Origin of the sequence: Photobacterium jeanii (assembly GCF_001650345.1) — a bacterium.
GTDB classification, from domain to species: Bacteria; Pseudomonadota; Gammaproteobacteria; order Enterobacterales; family Vibrionaceae; genus Photobacterium; species Photobacterium jeanii.
The window spans coordinates 776,320-792,174 of sequence record NZ_LVHF01000033.1 but is presented as its reverse complement, the minus strand read 5'-3'; the positions used below and the strand labels follow the sequence as shown (position 1 = coordinate 792,174).

The 15,855-nt window shown below is 42.0% G+C and carries 14 protein-coding genes, 1 tRNA gene and 1 riboswitch; of the genes, 6 read left to right on the top strand and 9 right to left on the bottom strand.

Translation table 11 applies throughout. The features are described 5' to 3' along the window. The first annotated feature begins 85 nt into the window (after nt 1-85). From A3K86_RS20925 to A3K86_RS20915, 3 genes are all read left to right on the top strand, one after another. Entirely contained in the window at nt 86-580 is a 495-nt protein-coding gene (locus tag A3K86_RS20925) for a hypothetical protein (protein ID WP_068336162.1), read from the top strand. Between the two features lie 151 nt (nt 581-731). Continuing rightward, nucleotides 732-1,268 (top strand): heme NO-binding domain-containing protein, encoded by a 537-nt coding sequence (locus tag A3K86_RS20920; RefSeq protein ID WP_068336159.1) that lies wholly within the window; start codon nt 732-734, stop codon nt 1,266-1,268. A 5-nt stretch (nt 1,269-1,273) separates the two neighbouring features. Beyond that, nucleotides 1,274-2,995: an ATP-binding protein gene (locus tag A3K86_RS20915; RefSeq protein WP_068336155.1), complete on the top strand. Its 1,722-nt coding sequence runs from the start codon at nt 1,274-1,276 to the stop codon at nt 2,993-2,995. Nucleotides 2,996-3,042: 47 nt separating this feature from the next. Here the strand turns inward: A3K86_RS20915 and A3K86_RS20910 are convergent, their stop codons facing one another. Continuing rightward, complete coding sequence (locus A3K86_RS20910; RefSeq protein WP_068336152.1) at nt 3,043-4,227, bottom strand: amino acid aminotransferase; 1,185 nt, start codon at nt 4,225-4,227, stop codon at nt 3,043-3,045. Between the two features lie 275 nt (nt 4,228-4,502). On the opposite strand from A3K86_RS20910, the gene A3K86_RS20905 reads away from it, so the two are divergent. After that, nucleotides 4,503-4,817: a DUF3081 family protein gene (locus A3K86_RS20905; protein WP_068336149.1), complete on the top strand. Its 315-nt coding sequence runs from the start codon at nt 4,503-4,505 to the stop codon at nt 4,815-4,817. Nucleotides 4,818-5,067: 250 nt separating this feature from the next. Beyond that, a tRNA-Ser gene (locus A3K86_RS20900) sits at nt 5,068-5,158 on the top strand. A gap of 582 nt (nt 5,159-5,740) precedes the next feature. Here the strand turns inward: A3K86_RS20900 and A3K86_RS20895 are convergent. The 6 genes from A3K86_RS20895 to A3K86_RS20870 form a co-directional block, all read right to left on the bottom strand. Next, nucleotides 5,741-6,259: a lactoylglutathione lyase family protein gene (locus A3K86_RS20895; protein WP_068336147.1), complete on the bottom strand. Its 519-nt coding sequence runs from the start codon at nt 6,257-6,259 to the stop codon at nt 5,741-5,743. 106 nt (nt 6,260-6,365) lie between these two features. After that, nucleotides 6,366-7,748, bottom strand: coding sequence for a rhodanese-like domain-containing protein (locus A3K86_RS20890; protein ID WP_068336144.1), 1,383 nt, complete (start codon nt 7,746-7,748; stop codon nt 6,366-6,368). Nucleotides 7,749-8,187: 439 nt separating this feature from the next. Next, nucleotides 8,188-8,796, bottom strand: a complete 609-nt coding sequence (gene thiE / locus A3K86_RS20885; protein ID WP_068336141.1) for a thiamine phosphate synthase — start codon at nt 8,794-8,796, stop codon at nt 8,188-8,190. Nucleotides 8,797-8,807: 11 nt separating this feature from the next. Then, nucleotides 8,808-9,593 carry a hydroxyethylthiazole kinase gene (gene thiM / locus A3K86_RS20880; protein ID WP_068336137.1) on the bottom strand — a complete coding sequence of 262 codons (786 nt, stop codon included), beginning with the start codon at nt 9,591-9,593 and terminating at the stop codon, nt 8,808-8,810. 144 nt (nt 9,594-9,737) lie between these two features. After that, nucleotides 9,738-9,837, bottom strand: a riboswitch (TPP riboswitch). A 139-nt stretch (nt 9,838-9,976) separates the two neighbouring features. Further along, nucleotides 9,977-10,366, bottom strand: a complete 390-nt coding sequence (locus A3K86_RS20875; RefSeq protein WP_068336135.1) for a VOC family protein — start codon at nt 10,364-10,366, stop codon at nt 9,977-9,979. 59 nt (nt 10,367-10,425) lie between these two features. Beyond that, nucleotides 10,426-10,722 carry a helix-turn-helix transcriptional regulator gene (locus A3K86_RS20870; protein ID WP_232322036.1) on the bottom strand — a complete coding sequence of 99 codons (297 nt, stop codon included), beginning with the start codon at nt 10,720-10,722 and terminating at the stop codon, nt 10,426-10,428. Between the two features lie 588 nt (nt 10,723-11,310). On the opposite strand from A3K86_RS20870, the gene A3K86_RS20865 reads away from it, so the two are divergent. Further along, nucleotides 11,311-13,371 (top strand): chitinase, encoded by a 2,061-nt coding sequence (locus A3K86_RS20865; RefSeq protein WP_068336129.1) that lies wholly within the window; start codon nt 11,311-11,313, stop codon nt 13,369-13,371. A 142-nt stretch (nt 13,372-13,513) separates the two neighbouring features. On the opposite strand, the gene A3K86_RS20860 is transcribed toward A3K86_RS20865, so the two are convergent. Continuing rightward, nucleotides 13,514-14,500, bottom strand: a complete 987-nt coding sequence (locus A3K86_RS20860) for a hypothetical protein (protein WP_068336128.1) — start codon at nt 14,498-14,500, stop codon at nt 13,514-13,516. Then, complete coding sequence (locus A3K86_RS20855; protein ID WP_068336125.1) at nt 14,500-15,825, bottom strand: sphingomyelin phosphodiesterase; 1,326 nt, start codon at nt 15,823-15,825, stop codon at nt 14,500-14,502. The genes A3K86_RS20860 and A3K86_RS20855 overlap by 1 nt, the downstream gene beginning before the upstream one ends. Nucleotides 15,826-15,855 lie beyond the last annotated feature (30 nt).

Sequence of the window (15,855 nt, the reverse complement as noted above, 5' to 3'; positions counted from 1 at the left end):
TTAATTGTTCAAAATAACCATACACAGTTGATTTCTTTTGCTGTATGGTGAACCTACCTCAACACAGAACGAATAGATGTAGTTAATGATTGAGCAACTTCACGCTTCAAAACAGGCTTGGATGGCAAGTCACATCACGGATGCAGAATATCCGACCGAACTCAGTAAACAAGGTTTATCGCTGTACCAGTCTCAGCAAGATGAAACCACTTCAACGTCTCTCAATGCACCTCAGCCACTACCTAGCCAACACCTCTCTTTTTACCCTGTTGATTGTCACCCTCTCACCATTCGCTATGCACTTATTCGCTCTAAGCAATGGCAAGATGAAAATCAACAAGAAGCGGTGATGGAATACCTTACTCAAATCATGTTTGAAGCAGACTCACCTGCTCAGCTGTATGTTGGCTTCTTTAAAGGCAAACCAGCAGCATGCGGTATGTTGTATCAAAATGAACAAGGTAGTTTGATCAGCGATGTTTATGCGCTCCCACTACCAAACCAAGCCGAACTGATAGCTGAAATGACAGCTTACCTATCGACTCAAGCATCGGCTGACAGCCTTTATATCGAGCACTAAATCATACCTTTTCAGAGTGGCTAGTCATAAAAACTAGGCACTCTACTCCTCAGCTATCTTCACGCTAAAACACTTTCTTGTAATTGATTTTTGACGATTTTTACTTTGCTTACCATACTTGCGGTAATAAGGATAAAAAGGAAATCGAGCAATGAAAGGGATCATTTTCACTGAATTTCTGGATATCGTCGAATCCGCTTTTGGGATGGAAGTGTGTCAGCAGATGCTAGACGAAGCATTTGACGAAGGTAGTTACACCGCTGTTGGTAGTTACGATCATAAAGATCTTGTTAAGCTCATCATCACGTTAAGCAAAATCACAAGTGTGCCAGCTGAAGACTTGCAAGAAGTCTACGGCAAAGCCGTCTTCACCCGTCTTTTAGAGAGCCTACCTATCCCTGTTGATGGGCAAACCTCGACATTTACTTTCATTAAAAAAGTAGAAGAACATATTCATATTGAAGTTAAAAAGCTCTACCCAGATGCGACCCCACCGCGATTTGAGTTCATTTCAGAAACTGAATCTCAAATGGTGATGGATTACCGCTCTGCACGCTGTATGTCTCATGTTTGCTTAGGGTTAATCAAAGGCTGCGCTGAACACTTTAATCAAACTATTGAGGTTGAAATGGAGCCCATTGTCAACGACCAAAGCCATGTTCGATTTAACATCCTGCTTGCGGCTTAAAGTCTATGGAACCAACGGCCCACATTGCATTACTTGAGAAAAAGCTGAAACGCGAAAGATCAGCACGTAAAGCGGCAGAAAAATTGTTAGAGGAAAAAAGCCTCGACTTATTCAATGCCAACCAGCTGCTGCAACAATCCGCTGAGAAGCTGAAAGCTCAAGCCGAGCTCGATTCTGAACGTTTGGCGTATCAGACTCGAGTCGAAACTATGCTGTTAGACTACGGGCAGCGCTTTTTATCCGAAGCTTTAACCCCAAGCTTGCTTCAGCAACTCAGTACTGACTTAGTCGATAACTCCTCTGTGCGCGCTGTTTGCATCCATATTAATCCACAAGACTCACTAAATTTTAAAGGCGAGTTTTACAGTGGGCGTCGCCAGCAATGGACACCACCACCCGAGCTTCAAAATGACCCAAACTGGTGGGATGAAAAAGAAGGGATTTTTTGGCTTGCCCTTAATAGTAAAGACGGCAGCTTAGGTTTTTTTGCTGCACGCCTGAAAGCATCAGGCTACTGGCTCAGCATCATCCGCAAGCATATCGCTTTATTTGGCGAGATGCTAAGAACTACCCTAGGTCGCCAAATGACCTTAGAGCAAGCAATTCAAGCGAGAGAGCGTGCCGAAGCCTCTGAACGTGCAACTCGCGATTTCCTTGCCATGATCAATCATGAACTCAGAACACCGCTCAATGGTTTGCTTGGCACAGCCGAACTATTAGAAGAAACACCACTATCGCCAGAGCAGCGAAAACTCCTAACAACATTGAACCACTCAGGTGAACTGCTTCGGGCGATCATCAACGACTTGCTTGATTACAGTAAGATCAATGCGGGTATGTTAGAGCTAATCCCCTCTCCTTTTCATTCCAAACAACTTGCTGAGAAGTTACAAGCGGTATTCATGCATCGCGCTTCGGAAAAACAATTGGATTTCACCGTTAGCAACGGCGCTAATATTCCCGATTATTTGGTTGGTGATGAAGATCGAATCAAACAAATCTTTGTTAACCTGATCGGTAACGCGATTAAATTTACCGAGTACGGCAGTGTTACTGCTCATTTAGATTGGCAAGATGAAAACCTTGTTTTTTCCGTAACAGACTCAGGCTGTGGTATCGCCAAAAGTGAACAGTGCAAGTTATTCAAGCCTTTCAGCCAAGTGGATATCTCCAGTAAACGCAGCCATGAAGGCACAGGTCTTGGTTTGGCAATTTGTCGTCAACTCGCTTTGCAAATGAACGGGAATATCCTGCTTGAAAGTGATATCGGCAAAGGCTCTACGTTTACCGTCACCCTACCGTTAGCGGTACATAATCATACCGTTGAAGAAGACGCCCCACGAGCATCAACCGACAAGCCACTCGATAAAGTCACGGTATTGGTGGTCGAAGATCTTAAAACCAATCAGATGATCATCAAATTAATGCTCACCAAAATGGGGATCACCCCTGAAATCGCCGATAACGGTAAAATTGCATTAGATCTTCTTAGCGACAAAGACTTTGATTTGATTTTAATGGACTGCCGAATGCCAATCATGGATGGCTATACCGCAACCCGAACACTCCGTGAACAGGGCTACAGTAAACCAATTGTTGCCCTTACAGCAGGAACCACCACAGCCGAGCGCGAAGACTGTATAACTGCAGGTATGAACGATATTTTATGTAAGCCATATCAATCATCAGAGCTCAGAGCAATGATCGAAAAATGGGGACTCATTTAGCCCCCACTTCTTCAAACAACCAACAGCAATGTCAATCCATAAAATGGTTAAGATTGTGACACTGTCACCAGTGCGTTCGCTAGGTAATCCAGTTTCTGCTCTTGAAGACCGGCAATATTAATTCGACCATCAGCGACGGCGTAAATCGCGAAATCTTCTCGCATTCGGGCAATTTGCTCAGGCGATAAACCTGTTACTGAAAACATCCCTTTGTGTTTCGCAATAAAATCAAAAGCATCACTACCTTGTGCATTCACCGCTTTCACTAACCCTTGACGCAAATTCAGCAAGCGTTGATGCATACTATTTAATTCTTGCTGCCAAACTTGGGTAAGCTTTTCATCTTGCAAGATCTTAGCGACAACCGCAGCACCGTGATCTGGCGGCATGGTGTACGTTGCACGTGCGAGATTCAAAATTCGCCCTTTTGCTTTTTGCGCTTCTTGTAACGAGTCACTCACGATAATTGCGGCACCAGTGCGCTCGCGATACAAACCAAAGTTTTTAGAACAAGAAGTGGCGATAATCATCTCTTCTACGTTATCCGCCAAATGCTGTAAACCAGCCGCATCTTGCGCCAAACCATCACCAAAGCCTTGATAAGCGATATCTACAAAAGGCAAGAAACCATTTTTGTTGGCAAGTTCCGTTACCGCTTGCCAGTCTTCAAAACGAATATCAGCCCCTGTTGGGTTATGGCAACAACCATGCAGCAAAACTACGTCTTTCGGCCCAGCCTTGGCAATTTCAGCTAACATAGCGTCACTGTTAACTTGCTTTGTTTGACGATCGAAATACGGGTAAAACCTCACCTTCAGCCCAGCGGCTTCCATCACTGGCTTGTGGTTTACATAGCTAGGATCAGTCAACCACACTGTAGTTTCTGGTTGAGCAATCGCCATTAGATCTGCCAGCATACGGAGCGCACCACTGGCTCCCGGTGTTTGCACCGCAGCCGCACGACCATGTGCTGAAGTACCTGATAGCAATAAATCCATCATCGATTGGTTAAACACTTCATCACCCGCTAAACCAACGTAAGCCTTGGTTTTTTGCTCTGCGAGCAACGCAGTCTGCGCTGTTTGAACAGCTTGCATAATCGGTGTTTCACCTTGGCTATTGCGATAAACACCAATGCCAAGATCCATTTTGTCAGTACGACTGTCTTCGCGGTAAGCAATGGAAAGCGAAAGGATGGGATCTAACTGTGCCGGACTAAGCTGTTTAAACATATTCAATTCCATTTAACATCATAGATACAACCAAACTACCACATTAGTAAAAAAGATCACCGAATAATTTTCTCTAATCATCAGAATATTTATCCGTAAAAACAATAAAGTGCATCTAATTACTAGATACAAAGAACTGCCCTATACTCGATGAGCATTCTTACCAACAACACTATAAATATTGATCTAAATTAACCAACTGCCAACTAAGGTGGCAGGTCAAGCCACACCATCTAGAGTAAAAGTAGGAGCAATGTGCGCGGTAGGAGGCAGTCATGAAAAATAATGTTGATGTTCGTACGCTACTGAGCGTGTGCGAAAAGATTAAAAGCGTTGGTCACAACCTCGATGATCACGGTTGCCAGCTGGAAGATGTGAAATACCACGAAAGCTATGATGGCTACAGTATTACGTTAACCGATGACAACGTCAGCTTAGACATCAACTTCCACAATACATATCACTTCCACACAGCCAATGAAGATCCTGAAACTGTGATTAACCAAACTACAACTGATTTCCACAGTAATAATGAATCACAAATTCAAGCTTTCATGAAGAAGCTAGTGGAATTGGACGAAAGATACTAGCCCTACAACTCAAAGCTACCTGAGTTAAAGCAGTGACATTCCAGCTCACAGCCAGGTAGCTTAACTCCTCCCTGCCTTATACAGCGAATTTTGCTGACCTCCTCTGACGCATGCTCATATTACAAACAGCACAATGCTTACCACACAAACAAAAAATACAATTAGCAATCACATTGTTCACACTGCAAGCTAATAGGCAACTCAAGTATTTACACCTTAATCAATAACCTATAATATACGCCGCACTTACGGAGAGATGGCTGAGTGGTTGAAAGCACCGGTCTTGAAAACCGGCATACGTTTGTAGCGTATCTAGGGTTCAAATCCCTATCTCTCCGCCATATTCAAAAGAGCCAGCTTAATTGCTGGCTTTTTTACATCTGTAACACGGGAAATGGTGAGATAGGGTGCGAACCCTAGAGCAGGGTTCACCTGAGCGAAGCGAAAGCACATTGCCCGTGCCGAAGGCGCGAACAGGCAATAGCCCGAAGGGCGCGAGCTTGCGAGCAGTAAATCCCTATCTCTCCGCCAATTTCAAAAAAACCGCTGAACATTCAGCGTTTTTTTTCGTCTAAATTTTGTGATGATGAGATAGGGTGCCGAAACCTAGAACAGGGTTCAACTGAGCGAAGCGAAAGCACATTGCCCGTGCCGAAGGCGCGAAAAGGCAATAGCCCGAAGGGCGCGAGCTTGCGAGCAGTAAACCCCTATCTCTCCGCCACATTTAGAGAAAGCCCAGCAGAAATGCTGGGCTTTTTCGTATGGGCTGAATTATTCGGCGATCTTTCACACGAAGGTACTATTGGCGATGTGGACAAGTAGTCCTGAACGGGTAGCTCGCTTAATAGCTCGAACACATTGCCTCATATAATTAAGGCACTGATTTCAGTGCCTTCTACATTTATCTGATATGAATATAACTGCTAGTAAGCACCTGCTGAATAATGCAGTTCATAGCTATGACTATAAATTTCGAGAATATTACCGAACGGGTCTTCCATGTAAATCATGCGATAAGGCTTCTCACCGGGATAATAATAACGTGGTGCTTTCATGCGTTTCTTACCACCAGCAGCAACAATTTTCTCGGCAAGTCCTTCTACATCTGGGTCTTGTACGCAAAAATGAAAGATACCTGTTTTCCAATACTCAAAGTTGTCTTCAGGGTTCTCTTGATTTTTGAACTCAAAAATTTCTACACCAATTCTGTCACCCGTAGACAAATGCGCAATACGAAAACGCTCCCAACCTGCACCAAAAACGTCAGTACACATTTCGCCTATGGCGGAATCATCTTCAACAATTTCAGTTGGTTTCATAATAAGATACCAACCTAGCACTTCGGTATAAAATTTTACTGCAGCGTCTAAATCTGGCACTGAAATGCCGATATGACTAAAACTACGAGGATAAGTATGGTTTGTGTTTGGTGGTGTGATCATGATTACGCTCCACTTTGGTTAACCTTACTAATACTCAATTCTCTGCTGTTTTGATCATTATCTTAGCAACTGTCAATACTATGGCTGATATACAGTCAATCATGCTCTAATTTACTCTCGGATCACCGGTTTCAATTTGATTATTAGGGTCTTGTATCCATTCATAGAACCCGCCGTCATAAACACTAACGTTTTCCCATCCCATTAAATACGCATCAAAGAAAGCTAATGCCCCTCTCCAGCCCGTGGCACAGAAAAAAGAAGATTCATTTTCAGGTTTAATTCCCCACTCTTGCCACATTTTTTGAATTTGAGTGTAATCTCTCATTGTTCCATCAGAATCGACAAAATCTTCAGAATGATAGCCGTCAGAACCACCATGCCCAAATACAGAACCAGGAATGCGACCTTTTTCAGTAAAGTAGGAATAACCGCCATTATTTGCACCTACGTACTCGTCCCACGAGACTACAGCGACTAACCTTCCATTTGGGTTTTCAATCAATTTTTTTGCTTGTTGTAAGTTAATCGTATATTCCGGGTGCATCGGGATATTTCCACCGAAATCATCATCAGGCACCCATTCGTTACTACCCTGTTCCAACGTTAATCCAGCAGAAATCAGTCCTTTTATGTTGGAATTAATAATTCGTACATCTTCAACCCCAGCATACATAAGCACATGCGCTAATCTTCCTGACGCCATAGGCTCATCGCTATAGATGATAATCATCTTATCTTTAGTTATGCCTGCTGCACTTAATAAGTTCTTAATTTTTTCATCCGAAACCACATTCCAAAGTGGTAAACTTTCTAGTTCGTTGGTATCAATATAAATAGCCCCTTTGATATGCCCTTTCTTATATTCCTCTTCTTTTTGATAATCCACATGTACAATGATGTATTCTCGACCATCATAATGCGCTATTTTTTCACCTTCAGTTAAATCCTTAACCCATTGAGGATAAAGCAGCTTCTCATAATATTTTAGCTTTTCTATTTTCAAAGGGTTGACCGAACTCCATTCTTTCATTCCCCCTTCGTAGTTTGCTATATTTTCGTACCCTGCCTCTTTCAACACATTGTAGACTTTCAAACTTTCTTTACCATAGTTTGAGTAGACAACTATGTTTTTCTCTGGTGATAAGCCATTTTTGGTAAGCATTTCTTTTAGCTCTTCTTTACTTAGTCCATCTAGCAGATTGAAAGCTAAGTTGATTGCCCCTGAAATGTGCCCGCCATTTATATTCTCATCAATAACCCAACCATTAAATTCTTCGTCAGTTCGAGTATCAATTAAAACAAAGTTAGCATTCTTCAAGTTTAAATCAATGTAGTCTGATGTCACTGACACTATACCTACTGACTCAGTTTCGTCCCCTATTTTTCCTAACTCTTTCTGATTATAAAAACAACCACTCATGTTTAATGTGGCTATTGCTACCGTTGTAACAAACAATAACCTTTGAGTTACTTTTATAAACTTCATATTACCACCAGATTCTCATTATTAATTAAAATCAGACTCATGAATAAAAACATGACAACTCAACATGAAATATTCACTGATGAGAAATATTTCAGGTTATATTCAAACATTGGAGATTTAATTTACTTACAGAGTATGGATGAATTATTATTGTGTTCAGTTTTCATTCCTAATATAGGATGAACTTACTCTTAATTTAACTTTGGTCAAGACCTGTTCTTTGCCAGTTTGAACTCAACCTTCTTTTTGGTGAAAATATCTAACTTAGATCTATATTAAAACTAAACAATATGGGAATTAAAGATTGAGTGATCTCGACCGAGATCTATAGAGGCGAGTCTTAATGCTTAAAAGTGAAAGGAGAAATGGGGTACTCTTATGGCTCTGCCATTGAATACCCTCATTAACATCTAATTATGTAATCAAGCCAATACTCGAACTATATTTTAAGTAAATTCTGTACCGCCGTTTTAGGACAGTCGGCATGGCAAATAGCCGAAACCAGCGCAACGCTGTCAACGCCTGTCGCCGTTACAGCATTTAGGTTTGACGCGTTAATACCACCAATTGCCACTATAGGTAGAGTACTTTGTGTAACGGCTTTGGATAGCCCTTCAATGCCCCACTCTTTTTGAATGTTAGTTTTTGTTGGCGTAGCAAAGATCGCGCTCAGACCTAGATAATCGACAGGCAGGTTTTGAGCATCAACCAATTGCTGTTCATTTTCGACAGAGAGCCCGAGTATTTTATCTTTGCCAATAAGCTGTCGAGCCATTTCAGCCGGCATATCAGACTGACCAAGATGAACACCATCAGCATCAACGGCCAAAGCCACGTCAACGCGATCATTGATGATCAGTGGAACTCCTGTTCCCTGCAAAATCGTTTTAACAGCCGATGCCCTCTCAATAAAGGTACGCACATCACCATGCTTTTCTCGAACTTGCACCATCGCAACGCCACCTTTTACAGCTTCTGCGACAACCATTTTCATCGTTTCTAGATCTTGCTGATCATCAGTCACTAGATATATACGAGATGTACTCATCTTTCCTCCTACTATGCCAACTTAAGACGCTGAATTAATGTCTCATCATCCAGTTGATACAAAGTATCGAGCAAATTGACCTGCAAACTGCCTGGGCCTTTTGATTGTTCTGCTGCTATTTCACCGACGACGCCTAGTACAGCAGCAGCGGCTAACCCAGTTTCTTCTCCCACTGCGGCAAAAGCCCCCGTCAACGCACTCAAGGTACAGCCCATTCCCGTTACATGTGGCATCATGGCATGACCGTTATGTAGCTGAACTTGTCCTTCCTTTGTCACAACAAAATCAACATCACCTGAAATCACAACGTTACATTGGTATTCTTCGGTTAGGAATCGCGCGGCATTTACTGCTTTTTCTGCACTATCAAGTGAATCAACGCCTTTGCTTTGACCTTTTTCACCTGCCAGAGAAATAATTTCTGAAGCATTACCTCGAATAATCAGCTTATTAGCCGACTTCGCAATTTGACGAGACGTTTCTGCACGTAAGCAGCTCGCACCACAACCAACAGGATCAAGCACTACAGGGCGATGATGAATATTTGCCTGCTCAACAGCGAAAGCCATTCGTGGTGTCCATGCGCTGTCTAATGTCCCAATATTGATAACTAACGCGCCAGCAAAGGACATCATCTCTGCCATTTCTTCACGAGAATGCGCCATGATTGGAGATGCACCAAGCGCCAACAATGCATTTGCCGTGTTATTCATGACAACATAGTTGGTGATGTTCACGACCAACGGTTTCTGCTCGCGAACCGCATGTAGGGCTTGAATAATGGTTTGGATGTTCATGTTATCCCTCAGTATTTAGAGTTATCAATTCCGATAGCTGATAGGGAGAACCTTGAGGAGGAAACAGGTATGAATGCAATGACTGGACTAAGTATCGTATGCCAGTCGAGCCAAGGATGTTGAGAAGTTGAAATCAAACGATCATTAGCCAGACATTTAGTTCCCTACGCCAGTATTAACTGAATCAGGTTCAACGGGTCTCGCAACATGCGATCTCAGCCTTTTGGCACCCCGACTATCTGTGCGGATAGTAGCAAGTTTCATTGAAATAGCAAAAGATAAAACTAACCCGCTCCATACCATTGGACATATTCAAGCTAAATAGCAAAAAGGCGCTGTTAATTTAGCGCCTTAACCTCAAATACGATTATTTGCTCGATGCCTTATAGCTCTTGCATTAGTTGGATGTAGTTACCACAGGTATCATCTAAGACTGCGATCATTACTGTACCCGCTTCGCGTGGTGGGATTGAGAACTGCACACCCAAGTTCGACAGTCTTTCGTATTCTTTTTGAATGTCATCGACGGCAAAAGATGTCCATGGGATGCCAGCTTCTTTTAACGATTGTTGATAAAGTCTTGCAGGCTCAAATGCCATTGGTTCAAGCAAAAGTTCAACACCCGATTGTTCTTGTGGTGACACGACGGTAAGCCACTTATGCTCGCCAAGTGGCACTTCCTTTTTTTTGATAAAACCTAAGATATCGGTATAGAAAGCTAACGCTTTATTCTGATCATCAACAGGAACGTTGGTTAAAACGATCTTAATCACTTGAATGCACCTTTACTGTTTGGAGTAACTTAAATGTAGCGAAAACATTTACCGAAAACTTATTCCAGATTGCTTTTCTGAAGCTTTTGATACTCTTTTGGGGAATACCCAGTGCACTTTTTGAAAACAGTCGAAAAGGTAGTGACGCTCTCATAACCAACCTTAAAGCATGTCTCAGTGATCGTATGCCCCTCCTTCAGCAGCTCCTTCGCTTTCAAAATCCGCATATCCTTCAAGTAATTTCGTGGTGTAATACCGTACATTTGCTTAAACATGCGAACGTAATGAAATCGAGACATAAATGCAGCTTCTGCTAAATCATCTAGCTCAACCCTTTCTGAGTGGTACTTTTCCATGAAGGCTTTCGATTGCCTTACCAGTATGTACTGTTTTGGGCGAAGTAAAATCTCACTGTCTAAACGATCTAACTCTTGCTCGTAGTATGACTTCGACATATTAATGACCAACTGAAATAGCCAAGGAAGAAACATGCTTCATTTTAACACGCATTTTGCTCCTACCACTTCACAAACCCATCTAAAAACCTTACTAATTTTTCAATATTTTAAATATACAAACCAGCAACAACCAAAATTAAATTTCTAGCGTTCAAAAATGCCACCACATAAAGTATTAACTCTAAATAAAGCACAATAGAGCGACCAAACCATAAGTTATTAATATCTAACCCAATAACACCTTGATGATATTAATAGTTTGAATGCAACCAATTAATATTATTTATTACTCGATACTTACATTCATTCAAATATGAGAGGTTGCTTCATTCATCATTTTTGATTATATTCATTATAAATATTTCGTGACATCGGTTCAGGTTAGAAATCAACATATTTCCTAGCATATAAAAGGCTCCACATAACAATTACATAGCTCACCAATGAGCAATCACAATTATGCTTTTAAACTAAATAGGAAATAACATGTTCGGAATTAAAACTCTGCACCTTTCTCATTTAGCACTAGCGATTATCTCTTCTTCAGCTCTGGCACAATCTTACGAAATTAAGTTAAGCCAGATACAACAGGACGAAGAAAATATCATTGCCAGTGCTCCTGATGGATTACAACTTGTAAAGGATTCCATAAAAACGCTAGATAACGAAACTGTTGAAGCAATTCAAATCAATTCAGCAAATAACCCAACAAACGTTAAACGTGTTGAAAGTATTGTGAGCCAAGCAGCCTGGAATGAAATTTTCCCCGAGCGCAATCAACAATACACTTACTTAAATTTCTTAAAAGCGATTGGTAAATATCCTGCTTTTTGTGGCACCTATAGCGATGGTCGAGATTCAGAGGCGATCTGTCGTAAGTCATTAGCGACAATGTTTGCACATTTCACTCAAGAAACAGGTGGGCACAACCCACACAGCAGTAACCCTGAGTGGAAACAAGGGCTGTACTACTTACGAGAAGTGGGCTGGGAAGAAGGTACTTCTGGCGGATACGGTATTTGTGATCCATCCTTATGGCAAGCTCAGGCGTATCCATGTGGAAAATTCGCCGATGGTAGTTACAAAAGCTACTTTGGTCGAGGTTCAAAGCAGTTAAGTTACAACTATAACTATGGGCCTTTTTCACAATCCATTTATGGTAATGTTGAAAAACTGCTAAACGAGCCAGAATTAGTGGCAGACACTTGGCTAAACCTAGCCAGCGCAGTATTTTTCTACTTATACCCTCAACCGCCAAAGCCAAGTATGCTGCATGTTATTGATGGCACATGGCAACCCAATGAGCGTGATATTACCAACGGCTTAGTCCCTGGGTTCGGTGTAACCACTCAAATCATTAATGGTGGTGTCGAATGTGGTGGTAGCAGTGAACACCAACAGTCGCAAAACCGCATTAACTACTATCGCCACTTTGCTGAATACTTAAATGTACCCATTGCTGAAAGCGAAGTGCTTGGCTGTGCGGCGATGAAACAATTTGATGCTAGTGGCGCAGGCGCACTAAACATCTATTGGGAACAAGATTGGGGCTGGACTCCTGATACACCATCAGGTGAAACCTACAAGTGTCAACTCGTTGCTTATCAAGGTCCTTTCTCTGCCTTCATTGAAGGTGATTACCGCAAATGTGTTGAAAACAAATTCGATGTAACAATCATTGACGATACTGTTGACGCAAAACCAACAGCCAACGCTGGTGCAGACATCGAAGTATTTTCTGATAACAATGTCGTAATACTGGACGGTAGTCGCTCAACGTCAGCACCTGACGATACATTGAGTTATCACTGGGTATCTGTTGACGGCACTTTAGTCGTTGAGTCACCAAACAAACCTAAAGCACAAGTCACAATTCCTCGAGTAGATGCAATAACGCAATACCAATTTACTCTCACAATCACTAACCAAGATGGTGTAAGCGATAGCGATAGTATGACTATCACCGCTAAGCCTAAACCTGATAATTTCCCACCAACACTGACGTTAACGGCACCAGACAGTGTAAAAAGCGGTCAAGACATCACTTTCAACTTAGATATTCAAGATGTTGACGACACAGAATTCAGTGTTACGTGGAATAACGACAAAAATATCACCATGGTGATTGCCGATGACAATCGCAGCGCTACATTAACTGCGCCAGAAGTAGAAGCCGATCAGGTTGTAAATGTGCATGTGAATGTGATTGATGGCGGCAATAATTCAGTTGATACCGCAAAAACAATCACAATCAAACCAGAAAACAATACCACTTCAGATTGGGATAAAAATAAAACCTACGTTGAAGGCGATACTGTTACTCACAATGGCATCACTTACACCGCCAAATGGTGGACAAAAGGTGATGTTCCGGGTCAGTCAGATGTATGGCAAGCTCAAGATTCAGATTCTATATCTGAGTGGATTGCCACAAAAGCCTACAATGGAGGCGATAAGGTGACTTATCAAGGTGCGACCTACAAAGCTAAATGGTGGACGAAAGGAGATATCCCTGGCACTTCTGGTGCACCATGGGAACGCCTTTAGCGGATACCTTTCACCTTAAGGTGTTGAGCTATTAAATAAATCAAGCGAGTATCCAATAAAAGCAAACTAGCAATAAACCTAACAGCTCTCACTTGCCTAAGTGAGGGCTGTTTTTATTATCAGTCGCGCCGATGAATGGCGATTAAGGCTTCCCTTTAAAGAAAGCAATTCGAAACTCGCTAATTTTCTGCTGCTGATAATATTGCCAATCCGTTTCAGACATTCCTGACAAGCTAGTCGACCTCAGATGATTCAGTGATGCGGTCAGCTGTGCCAATTGGCTCTGATAATCTTCCACTTGAACCTGCTGCTCAGCAACTTGTTGCTCTCGGTGGGCAATAGAAACAGATTGCTCTTGCGTTAGATATTGCTCTGTTAATTGCTGTTTGATTTGCTCACGCTGCGCTTGACTATAAGTGCTAGGGATCAAGCTCATCCCTTTTTCATATAGCGCCATATTATTATCAAGCGATAAGCTGGTGTCAGCAGTCTGCCATTTCTTCAATAAAGCCTGATAATTAGCCAAAAAATCCTCACTCGTGCTTTGCTCCAGCTGCTGCGAAGCTAGCGTGAAATCATACAGAGCAAACTCATCAGCAAAAACAGTATCAGCAAGATCCCCCCATAACGCCCTAGCTTGTTGTTTTACTTCAGTCACTTTCTCAGCCAACGAGCTGTAGTCATCCAATGGAAGCTCCCCCAACCTCAATTGCCACTGTGCGTCCAACTCAGGAAATTGTGCCACCAGCCAATAACGCGCTTCTGGCAGTTCAATCTTTAATTGTGCCAATAACCCATTACAGTTATTCAATCGACGACACTGTTGCCATAACTCAGCCATCGCTTGATGCAAGGCTTGTCCTTGGCTGTTAGTCAACTTGCTTACCTGATCTGACATCAAATTTTGAGGCTCATGACCATTTTGTTTTACTACAGTAAAACCTTGAAGCGCTTCTACACCTCCAACATCAAGCTCTTGATTTTCAGCAGATAATAACGACATACCTGTTGATTGTGTTGATATTTTAGTAAGTTCAGAAGGTAACTTAGTCGCCTCTCTTTCACTCCACTGCCAATAAAAGATACTCGCCATTACAGCGAGCATCACGATCGAAATACGACGCTTCATTACTTAATAACCGCGGTGACTGGGAAGTGGTCAGATAGGTTGTAATGCTTCCACAATTTTTCATCTGTAGTACGAGGAACGTCAACTCGGTTGTTGTTATTATTTTTTACCCCGTATTCATTGCTCACCATGACGTAATCGAGGTACTCAATATTCTTGCCCCCCGAAAGTCGATTGCCCGCAAAGTTATTAATACGGGGATCAAATGTCGACTTAGTATAACCAGAGTATTGCGGCTCTATTACGCTTAGATTCGCAATCATTTGCTGATAATCACCCGGAAATTTAAGCTTATTTACATTAAAATCACCGCTATAAACGACAACATCATTTTTAGGTATGTTTAATGATGCTGCCATTTCACGCATCTGTCTAAACTGACGCTGACGGTAATCTCGAGCTGTATCGGTGTCAAAAGAAGCCGTATGCGTCGCAAACACATGATACGCCTTGCCACCTTTAATCACTTCAGCATAGTTGATCCCTTTGTCGGCAAAGCAATCGGTTCCAGAGCAGTCAGGGTAAATAAACTGCGCCTGATTCACGATAGGATAACGGCTCACAATAGTGACCCCACCATCGTGAATATTGATCCCTTCTTTGTTCAACATCTTGGTCTGATAAGGATACTCTTTGGCTAACTCTCGAAGAAAAGCATTACGCCCACTAGCAAACACTTCTTGCAAAGCTAATACGTCATAACCTTTTACATAATCAGGGATTAAGCTAAAACGGTCACCAATATGAGAAGCAATGACAGGTAAAGCCCAAATGTTATACGTCATCATTTTTAATGTATTATCATCTGAATTTATCTTTTCATCGACTTTAGCCGGAGTGATTGTGTAATGCAGATCATCGTATCTAGCTGTTTTTGAAGATTTAAAAGCAAGCTCTACCTGTCGTTCACCAAAAGCGGAAGTGTTAGCACGATGAATATTGCGGTCATCTTTAAGTGATAATGACACATCTGCTGACGATACTCCGTATTCTAGCGTTGAGTTATACCAATGCCCTTTCATTACCTGATTGAGCACGATACTCTCCCCAACAGGATTTGATACCACTGTATTAAAACGGTAAGTCTTGCCTGACTTAACCCCTTCCCAGCGATTGAAAGTCAGTACAGATTTGGTTTCCCAAGGTCCAATCGATTGAGCTAACTGTTGCCATTCATCACCATGCTGAAGCAAATCAGTTCCATCATGGCTGACCTGAATTGTTAAAGTTTGATCTGAGTTATTAGTCAAAAATAAATCAGTTCCAGCAAAAACTGGGGTTGCTGTTAAAGAAAGGCACAAAATACTCCACGACTTAAGATTCATTAATCCATCCTTATTCATTTAATAAAATTA

Bases quoted from the DNA above. Each gene is read 5' to 3' on its own strand.
- thiM (WP_068336137.1), bottom strand. From the start codon at position 9,593: ATGAACATCCAAACCATTATTCAAGCCCTACATGCGGTTCGCGAGCAG.
- A3K86_RS20865 (WP_068336129.1), top strand. From the start codon at position 11,311: ATGTTCGGAATTAAAACTCTGCACCTTTCTCATTTAGCACTAGCGATT.
- A3K86_RS20905 (WP_068336149.1), top strand. From the start codon at position 4,503: ATGAAAAATAATGTTGATGTTCGTACGCTACTGAGCGTGTGCGAAAAG.
- A3K86_RS20925 (WP_068336162.1), top strand. From the start codon at position 86: ATGATTGAGCAACTTCACGCTTCAAAACAGGCTTGGATGGCAAGTCAC.
- A3K86_RS20920 (WP_068336159.1), top strand. From the start codon at position 732: ATGAAAGGGATCATTTTCACTGAATTTCTGGATATCGTCGAATCCGCT.
- A3K86_RS20890 (WP_068336144.1), bottom strand. From the start codon at position 7,748: ATGAAGTTTATAAAAGTAACTCAAAGGTTATTGTTTGTTACAACGGTA.
- A3K86_RS20915 (WP_068336155.1), top strand. From the start codon at position 1,274: ATGGAACCAACGGCCCACATTGCATTACTTGAGAAAAAGCTGAAACGC.
- A3K86_RS20895 (WP_068336147.1), bottom strand. From the start codon at position 6,259: ATGATCACACCACCAAACACAAACCATACTTATCCTCGTAGTTTTAGT.
- A3K86_RS20855 (WP_068336125.1), bottom strand. From the start codon at position 15,825: ATGAATCTTAAGTCGTGGAGTATTTTGTGCCTTTCTTTAACAGCAACC.
- thiE (WP_068336141.1), bottom strand. From the start codon at position 8,796: ATGAGTACATCTCGTATATATCTAGTGACTGATGATCAGCAAGATCTA.
- A3K86_RS20870 (WP_232322036.1), bottom strand. From the start codon at position 10,722: ATGGAAAAGTACCACTCAGAAAGGGTTGAGCTAGATGATTTAGCAGAA.
- A3K86_RS20910 (WP_068336152.1), bottom strand. From the start codon at position 4,227: ATGTTTAAACAGCTTAGTCCGGCACAGTTAGATCCCATCCTTTCGCTT.
- A3K86_RS20860 (WP_068336128.1), bottom strand. From the start codon at position 14,500: ATGAAGCGTCGTATTTCGATCGTGATGCTCGCTGTAATGGCGAGTATC.